The following is a 19,904-nucleotide window of genomic DNA, read 5'->3' on the forward strand; positions in this document are numbered from 1 at the left end:
TGGCCAGCCTGTCAGGTGGCGGACGGAACCGGCTGCGGCCGGCGGCTGACCGGGGTGGCGCGCAAGGCCGCAGCGAAGCACTGGCGGCGGCCGCAGACATGTTGATCACGTCTGCGGCCTCGTGGCCCGGCCCACCTTCTGTGTCTTGCGTGAGAAGCCGGGCGACCTCATGTCGATCGGCTACAGGATGCGAACGTCGGTCGCCTGTGGGCCCTTCTGGCCCTGGACGGTCTCGAACTCGACCCGCTGGCCTTCGTCCAGGCTCTTGAAGCCACTGCCCCCGAGCGCGGAGTAATGGACGAACACGTCCGGACCACCCCCGTCCTGGGCGATGAACCCGAAGCCCTTCTCTGCGTTGAACCACTTCACAACGCCTTGTGCCATCAGTGCTTCCGCCCCTTCGGTGCGTCACCTCGTACGACCAGGTTCGCTGACGGGAAGGACGAAACGACCGGGTTCGCCGTCAAACGCCTCGATTGGATGACAGCAGACCACCAGGATCGGTGCCGGGCGGCGGATCCGCAGATGCTTCCTGCACGCAGCCTGAGGGGAGTACCTGCAGGAGCGGCTGGTCACCGAGATCGCAGACGCCCGCGCCGATTGCCGAAGAGGCCGGACCACGCTCCAGCAGCCCGGAGCTCCCCTGCCACCTTGCTGTCCAGCGCGATGGTCGAGGATGGATTCATGGCAGAGGACGAGAGCGAGATCGCTCTGAGCAAGCAAGACCTTCGTGAGGTCACCGCGTTCGCGGCGGCGTGCGCGGAAGTGGTGCTCGGAATATTCGAGGCAGACCAGCCTGACGACTCGCGGCCTCGAGACGCTATCGGTGCCGCGTGGGAGTTCGCCCGGGGTGGTGAGCGAGGGAAGTCTTTGCGCGACACAGCGTGGGCGGCCCTCAAGGCAGCCAAGAGTGCGGAAACCGCGGCTGCGCGCGAGGCAGCGCGGGCAGCGATGTCCGCGGCCGGCGCCGCGTACTTGCATCCGCTGGCGAAGGCCACCCAGGTCAAGCACATTCTCGGTGCCGGCGCTCACGCGGCCAGAGCAGCCGAGCTCGTCGCTGGCGACAATCGGGGCGTTGGTGCCGAACATATTGAGCGAGTGGTGCATCGTGCGACACCGGTCGTCGTGGAGGTGCTCAAACGCTTCCCAGCGGCACCAGGTGGCGGTGGACGGGTGGGTGAACTGATTCGCATGTTGGACGCTGACCTTCGTTCGCTCACCCTCACTGAATGACTCTCAGCGCCCAGATGACGCGGCCCGCTGACCACGGTCCCAGCGCGACACCTCGACGACCCAGCGGCGGGGCAGCACGTCGAAGCCGGGGGCGTCCTTGGGACGGCTGACAGGCTTCATGGTGAGGTTGAGGTGCTGTTTCGCCCAGTCGACGAGCTTCCCAGCATAGGCAGAGGCGGTCCGCACGATCGTGATCGCGGGGTGCATCAGGCGCAGGGGAACAGGGCTTCCTTCGCGGCTGCGGCTGCGGCGTCGTGCAGGTCCGCGGGGGTGACCACGACCATGAAGGGAAGGCTGCGGGTGTCGACGACCAGATGGCGCTTGCGGCCGTACTTGCAGCCCGTATCGACGACGTACCGGATCGCGTCGACGATCTCGCGGCGGGGGCGCTTCTCCGGTCGGCCGCCCGCTACAACAAGTGGACCAGAGCCCGGGAATGGACAGCTGATGTACAGCACTTTGGGAGGCACCCCGCCGCACACAGAAAACGAACTGTCCAGCAGCCCCGACAGCAGCCGGCATCATCCCCGCCTCTTATGTGGCGGGGGGGGGGGGGGCGTCGTTGAGTTACTCGCGAATCTGGGCGTTCACTGGGGGATGGTCATTGCCGTTGTCAGCGCCCAGGCCGGCGAGCAGGCGCAGTCCGTCCTCGGCGGGGCTGCCGGGGGACGCGGACAGCACCAGTAGCTCGATGCCTGATTCGTCGGGCAGCGCGAAGTTCTCCTGGTGCAGTTCCAGCAGTCCGACCAGGGGGTGCCGGTAGGCCTTGCGTCCATGTGTGCGGGCGCGTACGTCCGCGCGGGCCCAGAGGCGGCGGAAGCGTTCACTGCCCATCGCCAGCTCGCCGATGAGTGAGGCGAGGCGGGGATCCTCGGGGTATTTGCCGGCGGCCAGGCGCAGGTGCCCGACCACGTCGAGGGTGCAGTTCTCCCAGTCTGCGTAAAGTCCGCGCTCGGCTTCCTCGAGGAAGATGTGCCGTGCGGTGTTCAGGCCCGGCACCGGGCGGCCGTAGAGGAGTGTGGCGAGGCGGTTTCCGGCGAGTACGTCCGTGCGGTGGTTCATGATCAGCGCGGGTGCGTCGGATACCAGGTCCAGGACGCGCAGCAGCTCCGGCCGGACCCGCCCGCCTGGTGCCTTCGCGCGGTGGCGGCGCTGCCGGGCGAGCCGGTAGAGGTGTCCGCGTTCGGTCTCGTCGAGGCCGAGGACGCGGGCGAGGGCGTCGAGAACCTGCTCGGAGGGCTGGGTCGCGCGGCCCTGCTCCAGGCGGACGTAGTAGTCGACGCTGACTCCGGACAGGTGCGCGACCTCTTCGCGGCGCAGCCCTTCGACCCGGCGGCGGCTGTCGGTGGGGATGCCGGCAGCCGCCGGGTCGACCCGGGAACGCCGGGTCCGCAGGAAGCCCGCGAGATCGTCCATGTGCCCAGTATGGCCTCGGCGGGGGCCCGTGAAGGTGGTCCTGCCGGTACCAGGAAGTCCCGTCCGACGGAACATGAGCCCCTGAACGCCGGGCGCCGTGGCGTCCAGGATCGGAGGCATTCGATCCGAAGGAGTTCCCATGAAGACGCTGATCGTCTACGCCCACCCGGAGCCGAAGTCGCTCAACGGCTCCCTGAAGGACCTCGCGGTGTCCACGCTGTCGAACGCCGGGCACGAGGTACGGGTGAGTGACCTGTACGCGATGCACTGGAAGGCGGTCGTGGACGCCGCGGACTACGGCACCAGCGCCTCGCGTCCGCTGAAGGTCGCCCTGGACTCGGGCCGGGCCTTCGACTCCGGGACGCTCACCGCGGACGTCCGCGCCGAGCAGGAGAAGCTGCTGTGGGCCGACACGATCATCTTCCAGTTCCCGCTGTGGTGGTACACGATGCCCGCGATCCTCAAGGGCTGGGTGGACCGGGTCTTCACGTACCACTTCGCCTACGGCGTCGGCGAGCACAGCGACACCAAGTACGGCGAGCGCTTCGGCGAAGGCACCCTGGCGGGCAGGCGGGCTCTGCTGTCGGTGACCGCCGGCGGCCCGGAGTCGCATTACGCCGCTCGCGGGATCAACGGCCCCATCGACGATCTGCTGTTCCCGATCCAGCACGGCATCCTCTACTACCCGGGCATCGAGGTGCTGCCGCCGTTCGTGCTGTACGGCGCTGACCGGATGACCGGCGAAGACTATGCGGACGTCGCCAAGGCCTTCGAACAGCGCCTGCTCACCCTGGAATCGACCGAGCCGATCGCATTCCGGCGGCAGAACTTCGGCGACTACGAGATCCCCTCGCTGCACCTGAAGGAGGGGCTGGAACCGGCGGGTCGCACGAGTTTCGGGCTGCACGTGCGCGGCTGACCGCCATCGATGGAACAGGAGGAGCCGAGGCGCGGACCCAAGAGCAGTGGCGAGGGCTGTGGGGGCAGTGGCGGCCGGCTACCTGCTCTCGGCCGTGGACCATCCCCGCTTTGCAGCTGAATCGGAGCCGTCCCCGAGCCGCGCCTGAGAGGCAGTCACGGCCGTCACTGCAATCGGGCTGCGCAGCCCTCCTTAGGGGCGGTGCACCCTTGCGTCCTCAGTTCGGAGACCGGCGTGACGGCTCCGCGCCCGGACACAAGCACGCTTACGGGCGGTCATCGCATGCAGACAGTCCGCGAAGCGCAGGAGGCTGAGACGCGGGTGCGCCTGCCGGTAGGGTTCTGGGCCGATGGGCTGCTGGTGGGGGTGGGGGAACCCGGGTGGTTCGGCGTGCGGCTGCTGACCCGTGAGGAGGTGATCGTTGCCCTGCGGAGGAAGGGACCGTCGTTGGCCGCCACGGGCGTCATCCCGTCCTGGGGGGTGCGGGATGCCGACGCGTCCTCCGCTCTGTTCGACGCCGCCGACCAGAACGGCGACGCCGCACTCAGCTTCGCCGAGTTCACCGCGGTGGTGGACCGACGGTTCGGCTGGAGCTGATCAGCGCTGAAGGCTGCTGAGGGCGGTGGCCAGATCGGCCGCTGGGGGCTCGAGTACGCCGTCGCGACTGGCGCCAGTGCGGGGGAGCAGGAGGTACTCCGGACGTTTTTCCGGGCCATAGCGGCGATCCGCCGAAGTTGGTGCTGAGTACGGCGGCCTCGGGCTCGAAGAGAGCGCAGCCTCCAGGAGGCGTCCGAAGAGCGCTGGGTTCGCATACGCGGCCTCCTCCGAGCCGTCGTGCAGCGCATGCACCGCGGGCCACTCCTGGCGGTTCTTCGCCCACCTCGTGTGCACCGGGCGGCTTCTCCCGGCGCGTGAGGGTCTCGGCCGCGGACTGACTGCAACCGGGCCGTCTGACTCCGGGAGGCCCTGGTCACGGTAGGGGCTGTTCCGAACACTTCGGAACAGCCCCTCGATGCGTTCGCTCGACGCGCACCGCCTTCGACGGCGAACGGGATAACGAGGACATAGCCGGGTCGATATCTACGTGCACCATCATCGATTCCGCATTCAGGCGCCCGGTCGTTCGGGCGGACAGCGGCCGAAGGTGTGCGGAGGGTTCATGGCGGCGGGTGCGGAGCCTTTGCACGTGCACGAGGTGTTCGAGCGGCGGGCGGCCCGGACGCCGGACGCGATCGCCGTCGTACACGGCGCGCACCGGATGGACTTCCGGGAACTGGACGAGCGCGCCGAGCGGCTCGCCGGGCAGCTCGTCCGTCTCGGCGTCGGACCGGACGTCCTGGTCGGCCTTTGCGTGGAGCGCGGCTTCGACATGGTCGTGGGTGTGCTGGGCATCCTCAAGGCCGGAGGCGCCTACGTGGCCCTCGACCCCGTCCATCCGCCCGAGCGGCTGAGCCGGACGACCGAGGACGCAGGCCTGGGCCTCGTGGTGACCCGGCGCCGCCTGACCCCGCTCCTGCCGCACGGCCCCCGCCCCGTTCTGCTGGAGGAGCTGCGCGAGCGGTCGGCACCGCCTGGGGTACGGGCCCGCCCGGCGCCCGCCTCCCTCGCCTACCTGATGTACACATCCGGCAGCACGGGCACCCCCAAGGGGGTACTCGTGACCCACGCCAACCTGATCAGTCTGCACAGCGCCTGGGAACGGCTGTACGGGCTCCGTACGGCCGCCCTGAAGCTGGTGTCCGTCAGTGGGCTCTCCGTGGACCTGTTCCTCGCCGACCTGCTGCGTTCCGTCTTCGCCGGGGGCACCGTCGTCATCGCCGAACAGGACGTGATCACCGATCCGTCCCGGCTGTTCGAACTCGTGACGAGCAGTGGGGGCACCGCCATGGAGCTGGTGCCCTCGCTCGCCAAGCTGCTGGCCCGGGAGGCCGCCTCGCGCGGCACGCGCATCCCGCCGATGCGTCTGCTGTCCGTCGGGTCGGAGGGCTGGCTCGCCGAGGACTGCCGGGAACTGCTGGCCGCCGTCGCGCCGGGCAGCACGGTGGTCAATGCCTATGGCACGACCGAGACGACGGTGGACTCCTGTGTCCTGTTCCTGGACGAGCAGGTGATCGAGGGCGCGGCGACCGTCCCGGTCGGGCCCTCCATCGCCGGCACCACCGTCCACGTCCTGGACGCGGCCCTGCGGCCCGTACCCGCGGGCGGAACCGGGGAGTTGTACATCGCCGGGCCTGGGCTGGCGCGCGGCTACCACGGCAGGCCCGGCGCGACCGCGCTCGCCTTCGTGGCCCACCCCCGCGGCGCCGCAGGTGAGCGGCTGTACCGCACCGGCGACCTGGTCCGGCGCAGGGCCGACGGGCACCTCGACTTCCTGGGCCGCACCGACGGGCAGGTGAAGATCCACGGCCACCGGGTGGAGACCGCCGAGGTGGAGAACGCGCTGGTCGCGAGCCCCGGCGTGCGGGACGCGGCGGTCGCCGTCAAGGAGGACGACGGAGGGCGGCGCAGGCTCGTCGGCTATGTGGTGACCGAGGACGGCGCAGAACCCGACCCCACCCGGCTGCGTGACCGTCTCGCCGGGCGGCTGCCGGAGCACATGGTGCCGACGGTCTTCGTCGCACTGGACCGGCTGCCGCGGCTGCCCGGCGGCAAGACCGACCGGCGTGCGCTGCCCGACCCCCGCCCGCCGCGGTCGGCCGACGCTGGCTTCGAGCCCCCGCGCACCGACACCGAGCGGATGCTGGCCCGCGTCTGGTCCGAGGTCCTCGGCGTGCAGCGCATCGGACGGCACGACGACTTCTTCCGCACCCTCGGCGGCGACTCGGTCCTCGCCATGCAGGTGGCCGCCCGCGCCCGCGCCGCCCTCGGCGCCCCGCTCCCGCCCGGCGCCCTGTTCCGGGCCCCCACACTGGCGGCCCTGGCCACGGAGACGGACGCCACACGCACCGAGGGCCGGGACCGAGCCGACGAGCGTCCTGCCACCGCGCCCCGCGACCCCCGTGCTCAAGGCGACGCCCTGCTTCGGCTGGTGCCCTCCCACGCTCAGCGGCGGCTGTGGTTCCTGCACCAGTACGATCCCGGCCCCGCCTACCACGTCAGCCTGGCGTTACGGCTGGTCGGAGCGCTGGACCCGGTCGCGTTGGACGTCGCGCTGAACTGGGTCGTCGCGCGCCACGAAGGGCTGCGCACGACGTTCGTCAGCGAGGCGGGCCGCTGTGTCCAGGTCGTGCATCCGAGGGCCCGGCTGCGGCTGGCGCACAGCGACCTCAGCGGGCTCCCGGGGCTGGAGCGCGAGGCCGCGACCGAACGACTGCAACACGCCGACCTGGCCCGCCCCTTCGATCTGGCCGAACTGCCGCTGCTGCGCCCCCGGCTCGTCCGGCTCGGCGAGCACGAGCACCTCCTGACCCTGACGGCGCATCACATCATCACCGATGACTGGTCCTACGAAGTGCTGGCCGCCGAACTCGGAATCTGCTACTCGGCCGCCGTGGCCGGTGCGCAGACGGCGCCCGACCTCCCGCCGTTGCCTCTGCGGCATGCGGACCACGCCGTCCGGCAGCACCACCGTCTGACGGAGAACGGCCGCGCCGATCGCCACCTCGCCTACTGGCGGCGGCAGTTGGACGGCATGGCACCTCTCGAACTGCCCCGAGACCGGCCCCGCACCGCACGCACCGGTTCCGCGGGCCGCCTCCGGCGCACTCTGCCCCCGCAGCTCCGCGACCGGCTCGCCGCGCTGGGCCGCGAGCAGGGCGCCACGCTGTACGTGACGCTGCTGGCCGCCTGCATGCTGCTGCTGGCCCGGCGCACGGGCCGACAGGACATCGCCGTCGGGACCGTCGTCTCGGGGCGCGACGACGTGGACCTGGAGGGGCTGGTCGGGTTCTTCGCCAACACGGTCGTGCTGCGCGGCAGCGTGGATGAGCGGCACAGCTTCGCCGAACTGCTGGGTGGGGTAAGGAACATGGTCGCAGGGGCCGTGGACCACGCTGAACTTCCCTTCGACCGGCTCGTCGAGGAACTCGCGCCGGACCGCCACTCCGGTCAGGACCCGCTGGTCCAGGTACTGATCGTGATGGCCAACACCCCGGCCCGCCCGCGGAGGTTCGCCGGCCTGACCGTCACCGAGGACGACGTGCCCGCCGTGGCCGCCGACTTCGACCTGACCGTCGAGTTCCGGGACGCGGACGACGGGCTGCGGGCGGACTTCCTGTACCGCGCGGACCTGTTCGACGCGGCTACGGTTGAGCGGCTGGCGAGCGCCCTTCAGGAGCTGCTGGACCGGCTCGGGCGGGAGGGGCACCGGCCGCTGCGTGAGCTGCCCCAACTGGCCGGCGCCGAGCGGCGGGATCCGGCCCTCCGGCTGGACGGCGGCCCCGCCGAGGACGGCCGCTGTGTGCACGAGGTGTTCGCCGAACAGGTACGCCGCGATCCCGGCGCGACCGCCGTCGTACACGGGCGGGAGCACGTGACGTACGGCGAACTCGAACACGCCGCAAACCAGTTGGCGCAGCATCTCGTCGGCCTGGGCGTCGGCCCGGACACCGTCGTCGGAATCTGTCTCGACCGGGGCCCGAAGTTCGTCGTGGCCGCGCTCGCCGTACTCAAGGCCGGAGGCGCCTTCCTGCCCCTGGACCCCGGCCACCCGCCGCGGCGGCGCGCCGATGTGATCGCCGACGCGGCACCGCTCGTCATCGTCACGGACCGCGAGCACGCGGCCCTGTTGCCGGAGGGCGCCGCGCCCCTCGTACGCCTTGACGCGGAGGAGGAGCGCACGGCGATCGCCCGGCACCTTGGCACCGCGCCCCGGCGGCCGGTTCTGCCGCAGCACCTCGCCTACGTCGTCCACACCTCCGGGTCGACCGGGCGGCCCAAAGGTGTGCAGATCCCGCACGCTGGGCTCACCGCCCTCGCCGCCGACAGCCGACGCACGCTCGGACTGGGGCCCGGCGCACGGATGCTCCAGCATCTGTCCTGCGCGTTCGACGGCGGCCTGTGGCAGATCCTCATGCCTCTGCTGACCGGGGCGGCCGTGTGCTTCAGCCTGCCCGAGGAGCGGCTCGACCCGCAGGCGCTGGCCCGCCGGGTCCGCGCCGACGGTACGACCGTACTGATGCTGCCGCCCGCCCTGCTCGGCACCCTCGACCCCGCCGCGGTGCCCGACTCGGTGCTCGTCTGCTCGGCGGCCGACGTGTGCCCCGCGGACACGGCGCGGGCCTGGGCGGCCGGACACTCCTTCGGCAACCTCTACGGGCCGACCGAGACCACGATGTGCTCCACCGCCCACCTGGTGCCGCGCGGCGCCGCGGATCCGGTGGCAGGTGCGGACGGTGTGCCCATAGGGCGGCCCGTGGCGGGTGCGCGGCACCATGTCCTGGACCCCTGGCTCCGCCCCGTTCCCGTCGGCACGCCCGGGGAACTCCACATCGCCGGGGCCGGTCTGGCGCGCGGCTACCTGGGGCAGCCCGCGCAGACCGCGGCACACTTCATCGCCGATCCGTTCGGTCCGCCCGGCAGCCGCATGTACCGCACCGGCGACCTCGTGCGGCCACGGGCCGACGGCACCCTCACCCACCTCGGCCGCGTCGACGACCAGGTCAAGATCCGCGGCCACCGCGTCGAACCGGCCGAGACGGCGGCGGCGCTGCGCGCTCACCCCGATGTAGCCGAGGCCTTCGTCACGGCCTGGCGCGACGAGGCGGGCGAGGCACGGCTGGCGGCCTACGTCGTGCCGCGCCCCGGCCGGGACGCCCCCGCCGGCACGGCCCTGCGCCGTCTGCTCGGACGCACCCTGCCCGCCGCCCTGATCCCGTCCGCCTTCGTCGCCGTATCCGCTCTGCCCCTCAACGCGAGCGGCAAGATCGACCGGGGCGCCCTGCCCCGACCCGGGCCCGCTCGCGCGCCGGAGTCGGCGTACGCGCCGCCCGAGACGCCGGTGCAGCGGACCCTGACGGGCGTCTGGTCGGCGGCCCTGGGGGTCGAACGCGTCGGTGTCGACGACGACTTCTTCGACCTCGGCGGCGACTCCATCACCAGCGTGCGGCTCGTCGCCGAGGCCCGCGCGGCCGGTCTCGCGGTGACCCCGAAGGACGTGTTCGAGCGGCCCACGGTGCGCGCCCTGGCCGAGGCGGCGCGTGCGGTCGCGCCCGCGGCCGAGAGCGTCCCCGTCCGACGCGACCGCTACCCGCTGACCCCCCTCCAGGCCGGGCTGCTCTACCACTCCCTGGCCGGGCGGGACCTCTATGCACGCCGCATCACCCTGACTCTCGCGGGCATCACGGACGCCGACGCGCTGGCCCGCGCCTGGCAGCACGTCGTCGATCAGTCGCCGGCCCTGCGCAGCACCGTGCACCTGCCCTGCGGCGGGCGGCCGGAGCAGATCGTGCACCCGGAGTTCCGGGTGCCCGTCACGGCGTACGACTGGCGCGGGCTCGGCCCGGACGCCCGGCGGGACGCGCTGGCGGCACTGACCGAGCGGGACCGGGCGCAGGACCCCGATCCGCGGCAGGCACCGCCGCTCCGGCTGGCCCTCGCCCGCACCGGCGACGACGAGATGACGGTCCTGTGGACCACCCACCACCTGTTCGTGGACGGCTGGAGCGTGTCGGAGATCCTCACCGACGTCCTCGCCGCCTACGAGGACCTCGCCGCCGGACGTGCCCCGGCCGTCGTGCCGCGCAGGCCCTTCGCGGACTACGTCCAGTGGCTGCGCGACCGCGACCAGGCCGAGAGCCGCGCCCACTGGCAGGCGGAGCTGGACGGTCGCACCGCGCCGACGCCGCTCCCGTACGACCGCCGTCCCGCGCCGGGCGGCCGGAGCGGGCCGCACGCCGGGCACACCCTCACGATCCCGCTGCCCGAGCACGAGCGGCTGCGCGCCTTCGCCCGGCGCCACCGGCTCACCCTCAACACCCTCGTCCAGGCCACGTGGGCACTGCTGCTGTCCCGGCACGCGGGCACGGACGACGTCGTGTTCGGCGCCACCGTCTCGACCCGCGAAGCCGACCTGCCGGACGCCGGGAGCATGATCGGGCTGCTCGTCAACACGCTGCCCGTGCGCATCCGCGTCGACGAGCGCGCCCCGCTGCTGGACTGGCTGCGCGCCGTCCAGGACCGTCAGGTCGAGGCACGACGGCACGCCACCTTCCCGCTGTCCGAACTGCCGGGCGCCGCCGGACGGTTCGACACCGCCCTCGCCTTCGACAACATCCCCTACGACCCGGCCGCCGTGCGCGTGGGCACGGTCCGCGTCGTCCGCCTCGACACCGACAACACCACCAACTATCCGCTGTCGCTGCTCGTGCACTCCGGTGGTGCTCTCGTGCTCCAAGTCGACTACGACACCACCGTGTTCACCCCGGACGAGATCGCCCGGCTGGCCGACGAGCTCCGCACCGCGCTGCTCGCCCTGGAGGCCGTCGCGCAGGACGCGCCGGTGGCGGCCGTACCCCTGACCGGCGAGAGCGCGCCGCGCGACCCCGCCGGAACACCCGGTGCGCCCGAACCGGCCTGCGTGCACCACCTGTTCGCGGCCCAAGCGGCTCGTACGCCGGACGCGACGGCACTCTCGTACGGCGACGGGGAGCGGGCGGAACGGGTCACTTACGCGGAGCTGGACGCGCGCTCCAACCGGTTCGCGCACCACCTGATCGAGTGCGGTGCCCGGCCCGAGGCCCTCGTCGCGGTCGCCCTGCCCCGCGGCATCGACCGGATCGCCGCCCAACTCGCCGTCCTCAAGGCCGGAGGGGCCTTCCTGCCCCTGGACCCCGACCACCCCGGCGAGCACGCCGCACGCGCCGTCGCGGACTCCGGCGCCGCACTCCTGCTGACCCGGACGGGCGAGGACGCCCCCTGGCGGCCCGGTACGGTGCGTGTCGTCGCTCTCGACGGGGTCCTGCTCGACGGCCTGCCGGACACCGCGCCCGTGGTATCGGTACGGCCGGACAGCACCGCCTACACGATCTTCACCTCCGGATCGACCGGCAGTCCCAAGGGAGTCGACGTCACCCACCGGGGAGTGACCGGCATGCTGGCCGCGGTGCGCGGCACGGGCGCCGGTGGTCCCGGCAGCCGCGTCCTCCAGTTCGCGGCACCGAGTTTCGACGCCGCCTTCTGGGAGACGTGCGCGGCGTTGCTCACCGGCGCCACCCTCGTCCTGGCCCCCGCCGCACGGCTCCGGCCAGGCCCTGAACTCGCCCGGACCCTGGCCCGGGAGGCCGTCACCCACGTCACACTGCCGCCCGCGGTGCTGGGCATGCTGCCCGACGGGGCACTGCCCCGCGCGACGGCCGTCGTCTCCGCGGGCGAGCACCTGCCCGCCGCGCTCGCCGCCCGGCTCGCCGTGCGGAACACGGTCTTCAACGCCTACGGGCCCACCGAGAGCACGGTGTGCGCCACCGTCAGCGGCCCGCTCACGGGCGACGGCGAACCGCCGATCGGCACCCCCGTGCCCGGCACGCGCGTGTACGTACTGGACGCCCGGCTCCGGCCGGTGCCGACCGGCGCCGCGGGCGAGCTGTACCTGGCGGGCGCCGGGCTCGCCCGCGGATACCGGGAGCAGCCCGCGCAGACCGCCCTGCGGTTCACGGCCTGTCCGTACGGGCCGTCGGGCGCCCGCATGTACCGCACCGGCGACCGGGTCCGCCGCCGGGGCGACGGCGGGCTGGAGTTCCTCGGGCGGGTCGACGACCAGGTCAAGGTGCGCGGATTCCGGGTGGAACCCGCCGAGGTCGAGGCGGCGCTGACCGCCCATCCGGCCGTCGCCCAGGCCGCCGTCACCGCCGACGGCACCGGCCACACACGACGCCTGACGGCCCATCTGGTCCCCGCGACCTCCGTCGACGGCACTCAGGACGCGCTTGACGCCGTCCGCGCGGACCTCGCCCGGCGGCTCCCCGGCCACCTCGTGCCCTCGGCATGGCTGGTGCGGGACAGCCTCCCGCTCACCCCGCACGGCAAGGTAGACCGCCACCGCCTCGACGCCGCGCCGCCCACCCGGCCCGTCACCGGCCGCGCTCCGCGGGGCGCGACCGAGCGCTGGGTCGCCCGGGAGTGGGCCCGGCTCGTCGGCCGGGACGGCATCAGCGCGCGGGAGAAGTTCTTCGAGGCCGGCGGAACCTCCCTGAGCCTCCTGGAACTGGCCGCACGACTCAACCCGCCCGGGCGCGAACCGATCCCGATCGCGGACCTCCTCGAACACTCCACCGTGGAGGAGATGGCCCAACTCCTGGACGAGCGGGGCGGGCCACCGTCGGGCCCCGCTCCCGCGCCGGTTGACCGAGTCGACGTCGGAACGGCTGAGCGCGCGGCGGACGAGGGACCGGATGCCGTGGACGACGGCACCGGCGACTGGGAACTGTGATGCGGGAGGACGCGATGGGGCACGAGCATGTGGCGATCGTCGGAGTCGCGGTGGCGCTGCCCGGCGCTCACGACCTGGACGTGCTCCACGACAATCTGCGCGCCGGACGGGTCGCCGTGGCACCGCCGAGCGCCGAACGGGTGCGGTACGCCGGAGGCGACCCGGGCACCTCGTACGCGCCCGGTGCCTACCTCGACCGCATCGACCTGTTCGATCACGCCTTCTTCGGGCTCTCCCGGCATGAGGCGCAGACCATGGACCCGCATCAGCGGCTCGCGCTGCACCTGGTGCACCGGGCGGTGGAGAACGCCTGCCACGCCCCGGGCGAGCTGCGCGGCTCGCGCACCGCGGTCGTCCTCAGCGCACCCGACCCCGCCTACGCCGGACTCGTCCCCGACGACGACCCGCAGCGCATCCTCGGCACCCTGCCGTCGGCGAGCGCCGCCCGCGTCGCCTATCTGCTCGACCTGGCCGGCCCCTGCCACGTCGTCGACACCGCGTGCAGCGGCAGCCTGGCGGCGGTCGTCCTCGCCGTGCAGCAACTGCGCTCCGGACAGGCCGAGCTTGCGATCGCCGGTGGGGTGAGTCTCCGGACCGTGCTGCGGCCGCTGGCCGGATACGAGCCGCTGCCGGGCATCGAGTCGCCGGACGGTGTGTGCCGCCCGTTCGATGCCGCGGCCGATGGCACCGTCGGCGGTGAGGGCGGCGGAATCGTCGTCCTCAAGCCGCTGTCCCGGGCGCTGGCCGACCGCGACCACATCCACGCCGTACTGCGCGGGACCGCCGTCAACCACAACGGCTACCGAGCGACCGGCATGAGCGCGCCCAGCCGGGACGCCCAGGCCGAGGTGATCGAGGCCGCCTGGCGGGACGCGGGTCTGCCCGTCACCTCCGCCGGATACCTGGAGTGCCACGGCTCCGGCACGGCGCTCGGCGACGCCGTGGAGGCGGCCGGACTGCGGCAGGCCCTCCTGAGCGCCGGGGCGACGGGGGAGCCGCTGCCGATCGGCGCCGTCAAGGCCAACCTGGGCCACCTCGACCACGCGTCGGGCATGGCGGGCCTGTTCAAGGTGGTCACGGGGCTGCGCCGGACCACCCTGTACCCGACGCCCGGCTTCACCGAGCCGCACCCCCTGCTCGGCTCCGGCAGCCCCGTCCGCGTCAACGACACGGCCCGGCCCTGGCCCGAGGGCGAGGGGGGTGGCCCGCGCCGGGCGGGGCTCAGCTCCTTCGGACTGACCGGCACCAATGTGCACGTGGTCGTCGAGGAGGCACCGGCCCGCCGGACCGGCGGGAGTCGGGGCGGGCGCGGCGTGCGGGGCGGGGAGCTCGTCATGGTCTCCGCCGCGACGCCGGGGGCCTTGGACCGTCACTTCGCCGCACTCGCCGACTTCGCCGAGACCACCGGGCACTCGCTCGCCGAGGTGGCCCACGCCCTCAACCGCGGCCGCGACCACCACCGCCACCGTGTCGCCGTCGTCGCCCGCGACACCGCCGACCTCGCACGGGCGCTGCGCACCGCAACTGTCCCCGCCGAACCGGCTCCCGCGGACCCGCCGCTGGTCCTGCTCTGCTCCGGGGACGCGACGGTCGCCGACGCGGACGAGCGGACGTGGCAGAAGCTGTGCGGGGAGTTCCCGGCACTGGCGGAGGCCGGAGATGCGGCGCCGCAGGATGCGCCGGTGCGGCGGCTGCTCGTGCGGCAGACGGGGCTGTACCGGCTCGTGCGGGCGCTCGGTCTGGACACCGCGCGGTTGGTCGGGTCGGGGCCGGGGAACCTCGCGGTGCAGGTCGCGCGGGGGAGACTGGACTGGGCCGAGGCGGTGACGCGGGCCGCGGATGCTTCGCTGACGGACCAGGTCGACGAGGCGGGCCTGCTGCGCGCCGTGCGCGGGTTCGTGCAGCAGGGTGCCGTCCTCCTCGAACTCGGCGGGGACGGTGTGCTGTCCCGGCGCATCCGCGAGCTGGCGCCCGGACTGCCGGTCATCGCACTGCCCGCCGACTCCGGCCGCCACGGCGTGCTGCGCGCGCTCGGCAGGCTCTGCGAACTCGGCGTCCAGGTCGACTGGAACGGTGCCTACGACGGCCGGGACCTGGAGCGGGTCGAGGCGCCGACGTATCCCTTCGAGGCCGTGCCCTGCTGGTACGGATCACCGGATCAGCGGCAGGGCGACATGGCCCCGCGCCCGGCCGCACCGTCGCCCGCCCCTGCGGCCCCGCCCGCCGACGACGACACGGAGCGGGCGGTCGCGGAGATCTGGCACCGCGTCCTCGACGCTCCCGGCATAAGTCCCGAGTCCCACTACTTCGACCTCGGCGGCACCTCCATCGCCGGTATCACCCTGCTCCGCGAGGCCCGGGTCCGTTTCGGCGTGCGCATCACCTTCGCCGACCTCTACCAGAACCCGACGGTCCGGCACATGGCCGCGCTCATCGACTCCAGGAAGGCGACCGCGGCAGGTACCGACGGCCCTGTGGACTACGGGACCGACCGGGACGTCACCGCCGTCCCCCGCACCGGCCGCCTCCCGCTCTCCGTCAACCAGGAACAGCTCTGGTACCTGGATCGTCTGCTGCCCAAGGGCCCGCTCTACAACATCCCCGGACAACTGCGCTACCACGGCGCCCTGGACATCGACGCCCTGCGGGCCGCGGTGCGTGGGGTGACGTTACGTCATGAAGTGCTGCGCACCCGGATCCTGGAGGACGACGGCCGGCCCTACGCCGTGTTCGACGCCGCACCGCCCGACCTCACCGTCCTCGACCTGCGGGACCGGCCGGCGGCGGAACGCGAGCGGGAGGCGCGCCGGATCGCGGTCGAGGAGGCCCGTACGCCGTTCCGTACGGAGGCAGGGCCGCTGCTGCGGACCACCCTGGTCACCCTGGCCGAGGACGACCATCTGTTGCTGTGCACCTGGCATCACATCGTCTTCGACGGCTGGTCGCCCGCGGTGTTTTTCCGCGACCTCGCCGAGCACTACGCCGCCCGGCGCGAGGGGCGGCCCGCCCGGCTTCCCGAACTTCCGGTCCAGTACGCCGACTTCGCCGTGGCGCAGCGCGACCGGCTGGCCGGCGGGGCGCTCGACGCCGGACTGCGGTTCTGGCGGGCGGAACTGGACGGCCTCCGGCCCGCCGAACTCCCCTCGGACCGGAACCGGCCGCCTGTCCCGTCGTACGCCGGAGATCTGCTGGAGCTGTGTATCGATGACGAACAGGCGCGGGCGGTCCGGGAGTTCAGCAGGGGTGAAGGGGTGACGACGTTCGTCACGATGCTCGCCGCCGTGAACGCCCTGCTGCATCTGTGGGCCGGGCACCGGGACGTGGTCGTCGGGGCGGCCTCCAGCGGTCGTCTCAGCCCCACCACGCACGAACTCGTCGGCTACTTCAACAACGTCCTGCCGTTCCGCACGCCCGTGGACGGCGGCGCCGGCTTCCGTGACCTGGTGCGGCGTACGGCGACCACGGTCACCGGCGTCCTGGACCACGAGGAGGTGCCCTTCGGGAGGATCGTCGCCGACCTCAACCCGCGGCGCGATCCGTCCCGGCATCCGCTGTACACCGTCTGCTACACCCACCAGAACACGGCCCCGCACACCGCGGAGCTGCCGGGCCTCACCGTGACGACCGACGCGGCGGCCGTGGCCGGCGTCGCGCCCGGCACCGCCAAGGTCGACCTCACCCTGGGGTTCAGCGACGAGGCGGACGGGCCCATGCCCGGCTATGTGGAGTACGCCGTCGACCTGTTCGACCGCGCCACGGTGGAAAGGCTCGCCGACCGATTCCTCGCGCTGATCGCCGCCGCGATCGAGGACCCGGACCGTCCGCTGAGCGACCTCGTCTCCAGTGCCGAGCCGCGAGTGCCCGACGGGGAAGTGACGGGGGCGGTGCGGCGGATCGCCGCCGAGGACCCGGAGCGGCCGGCCGTCGTGCACGGCGGGCAGACCTGCGGCTACGGCGAACTGGACCGGCGGTCCGAACTGCTCGCCACACGGCTGTCGGAGGCCGGCGCCGGGCCGGACACGGTGGTGCCGGTGCTCGCGCCGCGCGGCGCGGACCTGGTGGTCGGCTGGCTCGGCGTGCTCAAGGCGGGCGCGGCCTTCGTGCCCCTCGACCCGGCCGCCCCGCCCGACAGGCTCGCCGGCATCCTCACGGACCTCGACGCTCCCGTCCTCGTCGGCCCACCCGACCTCACGGCCGCACACGCCGACGGCAGGACCGCGGTGACGCCGGACGACGCGGGCCGCCCGGGGCGTGGTGGCGTGCCGCTCACCCGTGGTTCCGGTCAGGTGCGTCGGCTCGCCTACGTGGCCTTCACCTCCGGTTCCACCGGACGCCCGCAGGGGTGCGCAGTGGAGCACGGGGCGCTGGAGAACCTGCTGGCGTGGTTCGGGCGGGAGACCGGGCTGCGGGCGGGGGACCGGGTGGCCCAGGGGTTCGCGCCGGGGTTCGACGGGTCGGTGCTGGAGATCCTCGGGACCCTGCGTCACGGGGCGACCCTGTACCTCGCCGACGACGCTCTCCGTACGCCGGCCGCGCTGCTCCGCGGGTTCGCCGACGAACGGATCGCGGTCGCCTGTCTGCCCACACCGATGGCGGAACTCGTCCTGGCGGAGGCCCCTGACGTGCCGGTGCCCGGACTGCGGGTGCTGGCCACCGGCGGTGACCGGCTGCGGGTCCGGCCCGCTCCGGGCACGTCCTTCCGGCTGCTGAACATGTACGGGCCCACCGAGTGCGCCGTGGTGGGCACGTGCGGCGAGGTCACGCCGGACCAGGCCGGTCCGCTCCCCGGCATCGGCGGTCCCCTGCCCGGTGTCCGCGCCCACGTCCTCGACGCCGGTCTGCGGCCCGTGCCGCCCGGCCGGCCGGGAGAGCTGTACCTCGGCGGCCGTGCCGTCGGCCGGGGCTACCACGGCCTGCCCGGACCGACCGCCGCGCGCTTCGTGGCCGACCCGTTCGCCGGAGTGCCCGGTGCGCGCATGTACCGCACCGGGGATGTCGTGAGCGTCCGTCTCGACGGCACGCTCGACTTCCAGGGGCGCGCCGATGACCAGGTGGAGATCCGGGGTCACCGCATCGAACCGGCCGAGATCGAGCGCGCGTTGCTCCAGCAGCCGGGGGTGCGGGAGGCCGTGGTCGGCGCGGAGCCGGACACCCACGGCGCACCCCGGCTCGTCGCGCACATCGCGGGCGAGGCCCTGCCCGCCGAGGCCGACCTGCGCGACCGGCTCGCCCGTCTGCTGCCCGCCGCCATGCTCCCGGCCCGCATCCTCACCCACCGCCACCTCCCGCGCACGGCCAACGGCAAGCTGGCCCGCGGCGCCTTGCCCGCGGGCGGTGTTGAGGATCCGAACCCCCGCCCCGCCACCCCTGGAGCCGCCGTGCCCGCACGACTTGTCCCCGCCGGATCCCCGACGGAACCTACCTCCGACGAGAGCGCCGAGCGTGTCCTCGCCGGTATCTGGGCCGAGTTGCTGGGGCGGCCCGTCGGTCCTGACGACGACTTCTTCGCCATCGGCGGAGACTCGGTGCTCAGCGTCGCCGTAGCGGCCCGGGCCGAGCGCGCCGGGCTCGCCCTCACCCCGCACGACGTCCTCGTCCACCCCACCCTGCGCGACCTCGCGGCCCTGGCCGCGCCCACCTCCCCGGCGGCCCACGACGACGCTGACGACCCCATCGTCCTCAGCCCGCTCATGCACGCGATCCTGGACAGAGCGCCGGACCACGGACGTGACCTGATCGTCGCCGAGGTGCTGGAGACCGCCCCCGGCGTCCGTGCGGACGCGGTGCGGGCCGCGCTCGACCGGCTGGTGCGGCTGCACGAACCCCTGCGCTTCCGCCTCAGGAGCAACGCGCTGGGCCACCGTCTGGTCCGCGCCGCGGCCGAGACGTCCACGGTCGTCGACGTCAGGGCACTGCCGCTGCTCGACGACGATGCCGTACCCGCCGTCCTGGAAGCCGACAAGACCGAGCTCGCCGCCGCCGTCGACCCGGTGCGCGGCCCGATGCTGCGCGCCCGCTTCTACGACCGCGGCCCACGTCGCACCGGCATCCTGCTGCTCACCGTGCACCACTTCGCCTACGACCACATCTCGGCCGTACCGCTGCTGGAGGAGCTCAACTCCGCGCTCCGATACGGCGCTTCCACAGACGCCCCGTCGGGCCGGAGCGACGTACGACGGCGGGCGTGGCGGCACTGGACCGAGCGGCTGCTGAAGTCGGCGCAGTCCGACGAACTGGCCGGCGAACTCGGCCACTGGACCGCTGTCCTGGAGGCGGGCCGCAGCACGGGAACACTGCCCGACCGGCCTGCCGGACCGTGCACCGGCACGGTCGTGCTGCGCCGTACGCTTCCCCCGGAACAGGTGGCCCGGGAGCTGAAGAGGTCCGGGGCGGCCGGGCGGGAAGCGGCCGCGGCCGCCGTCGCCTGCGCCTGGAGCCGGTGGCGCGGGCAGCCCGACGCCTGCCTGCTGACGGTCGGCTCGGGCGCCCCCAGCCCTTACCGTCCCGACGACCGCTCCCTCGCGCTCGGCTGGTTCACCTCCGCCCACCCGGTGCTGCTGCCGGTCGGCCCCGGACAGCGCGCCGACACGGTAGTCCCCGCCGCCGCGGAGATCCTGCGCTCCGTGCCGAACGACGGTGTCGGCTACGGGATCCTGCGCCACCTCAGCCCGCTCACCCCGGCCACTGCGGTGCTGCGCAGCCTGCCCGAGCCCGACCTGCTCGTCGAGCACACGGCGACCGGCGGCGAGGAACTGCGCACGGGGGAGGACCCGGTATGGATCCGCTCCGGGCCGCTGGCCCTCGAGCAGAACACACTGCTGTCGTACGTGCCAACGGTGGTCACCAGCGCGATCTCGGGCGGCGCCCTGGAGGTCCACCTGGTGCATGACGAGCGGCTCGCCGCCGACCGGATGAACGACTTGGCCGACCGACTCGCCGAGGCCTTCGCCGAACTCGCCGGACAGGGCTGAG

General features: G+C 73.3%; 7 protein-coding genes and 1 pseudogene. 5 read left to right on the forward strand and 3 right to left on the reverse strand.

Translation table 11 applies throughout. The features are described from left to right. Window positions 1-180 precede the first annotated feature (180 nt). The gene (locus ACWD11_RS31270) at window positions 181-384 is read right to left on the reverse strand and encodes a cold-shock protein (RefSeq protein ID WP_451287033.1); all 204 of its coding nucleotides are present in this window, start codon (window positions 382-384) and stop codon (window positions 181-183) included. 300 nt (window positions 385-684) lie between these two features. On the opposite strand from ACWD11_RS31270, the gene ACWD11_RS31275 reads away from it, so the two are divergent. Then, on the forward strand, window positions 685-1,233 hold the full coding sequence (locus ACWD11_RS31275; RefSeq protein WP_451287035.1) for a putative immunity protein: 549 nt from the start codon (window positions 685-687) through the stop codon (window positions 1,231-1,233). A gap of 45 nt (window positions 1,234-1,278) precedes the next feature. Here ACWD11_RS31275 and ACWD11_RS31280 read toward each other — a convergent pair. Both ACWD11_RS31280 and ACWD11_RS31285 read right to left on the reverse strand, forming a co-directional pair. Beyond that, window positions 1,279-1,640 (reverse strand): annotated as a pseudogene (locus tag ACWD11_RS31280) (transposase); the annotation flags it as partial. A gap of 160 nt (window positions 1,641-1,800) precedes the next feature. Continuing rightward, the gene (locus ACWD11_RS31285) at window positions 1,801-2,649 is read right to left on the reverse strand and encodes a helix-turn-helix transcriptional regulator (RefSeq protein ID WP_451287037.1); all 849 of its coding nucleotides are present in this window, start codon (window positions 2,647-2,649) and stop codon (window positions 1,801-1,803) included. 139 nt (window positions 2,650-2,788) lie between these two features. Here ACWD11_RS31285 and ACWD11_RS31290 point away from each other — a divergent pair, with 139 nt between their 5' ends. The 4 genes from ACWD11_RS31290 to ACWD11_RS31305 all read left to right on the forward strand — a co-directional run bounded on the left by ACWD11_RS31290 (window position 2,789) and on the right by ACWD11_RS31305 (window position 19,903). Continuing rightward, the gene (locus tag ACWD11_RS31290; protein ID WP_451287038.1) at window positions 2,789-3,568 is read left to right on the forward strand and encodes an NAD(P)H-dependent oxidoreductase; all 780 of its coding nucleotides are present in this window, start codon (window positions 2,789-2,791) and stop codon (window positions 3,566-3,568) included. Window positions 3,569-3,922: 354 nt separating this feature from the next. After that, on the forward strand, window positions 3,923-4,165 hold the full coding sequence (locus ACWD11_RS31295) for an EF-hand domain-containing protein (RefSeq protein ID WP_451287081.1): 243 nt from the start codon (window positions 3,923-3,925) through the stop codon (window positions 4,163-4,165). Between the two features lie 589 nt (window positions 4,166-4,754). Continuing rightward, window positions 4,755-12,932: an amino acid adenylation domain-containing protein gene (locus tag ACWD11_RS31300; protein WP_451287040.1), complete on the forward strand. Its 8,178-nt coding sequence runs from the start codon at window positions 4,755-4,757 to the stop codon at window positions 12,930-12,932. A 14-nt stretch (window positions 12,933-12,946) separates the two neighbouring features. Further along, window positions 12,947-19,903 (forward strand): amino acid adenylation domain-containing protein, encoded by a 6,957-nt coding sequence (locus ACWD11_RS31305; protein WP_451287042.1) that lies wholly within the window; start codon window positions 12,947-12,949, stop codon window positions 19,901-19,903. The last annotated feature ends 1 nt before the right edge of the window (window position 19,904 follow it).

The sequence above is a fragment of the Streptomyces sp. NPDC002776 genome, from assembly GCF_053592195.1.

Coding starts and splice junctions, on each gene's coding strand:
- ACWD11_RS31270 (WP_451287033.1), bottom strand. CDS start 384: ATGGCACAAGGCGTTGTGAAGTGGTTCAACGCAGAGAAGGGCTTCGGG.
- ACWD11_RS31275 (WP_451287035.1), top strand. CDS start 685: ATGGCAGAGGACGAGAGCGAGATCGCTCTGAGCAAGCAAGACCTTCGT.
- ACWD11_RS31285 (WP_451287037.1), bottom strand. CDS start 2,649: ATGGACGATCTCGCGGGCTTCCTGCGGACCCGGCGTTCCCGGGTCGAC.
- ACWD11_RS31290 (WP_451287038.1), top strand. CDS start 2,789: ATGAAGACGCTGATCGTCTACGCCCACCCGGAGCCGAAGTCGCTCAAC.
- ACWD11_RS31305 (WP_451287042.1), top strand. CDS start 12,947: ATGGGGCACGAGCATGTGGCGATCGTCGGAGTCGCGGTGGCGCTGCCC.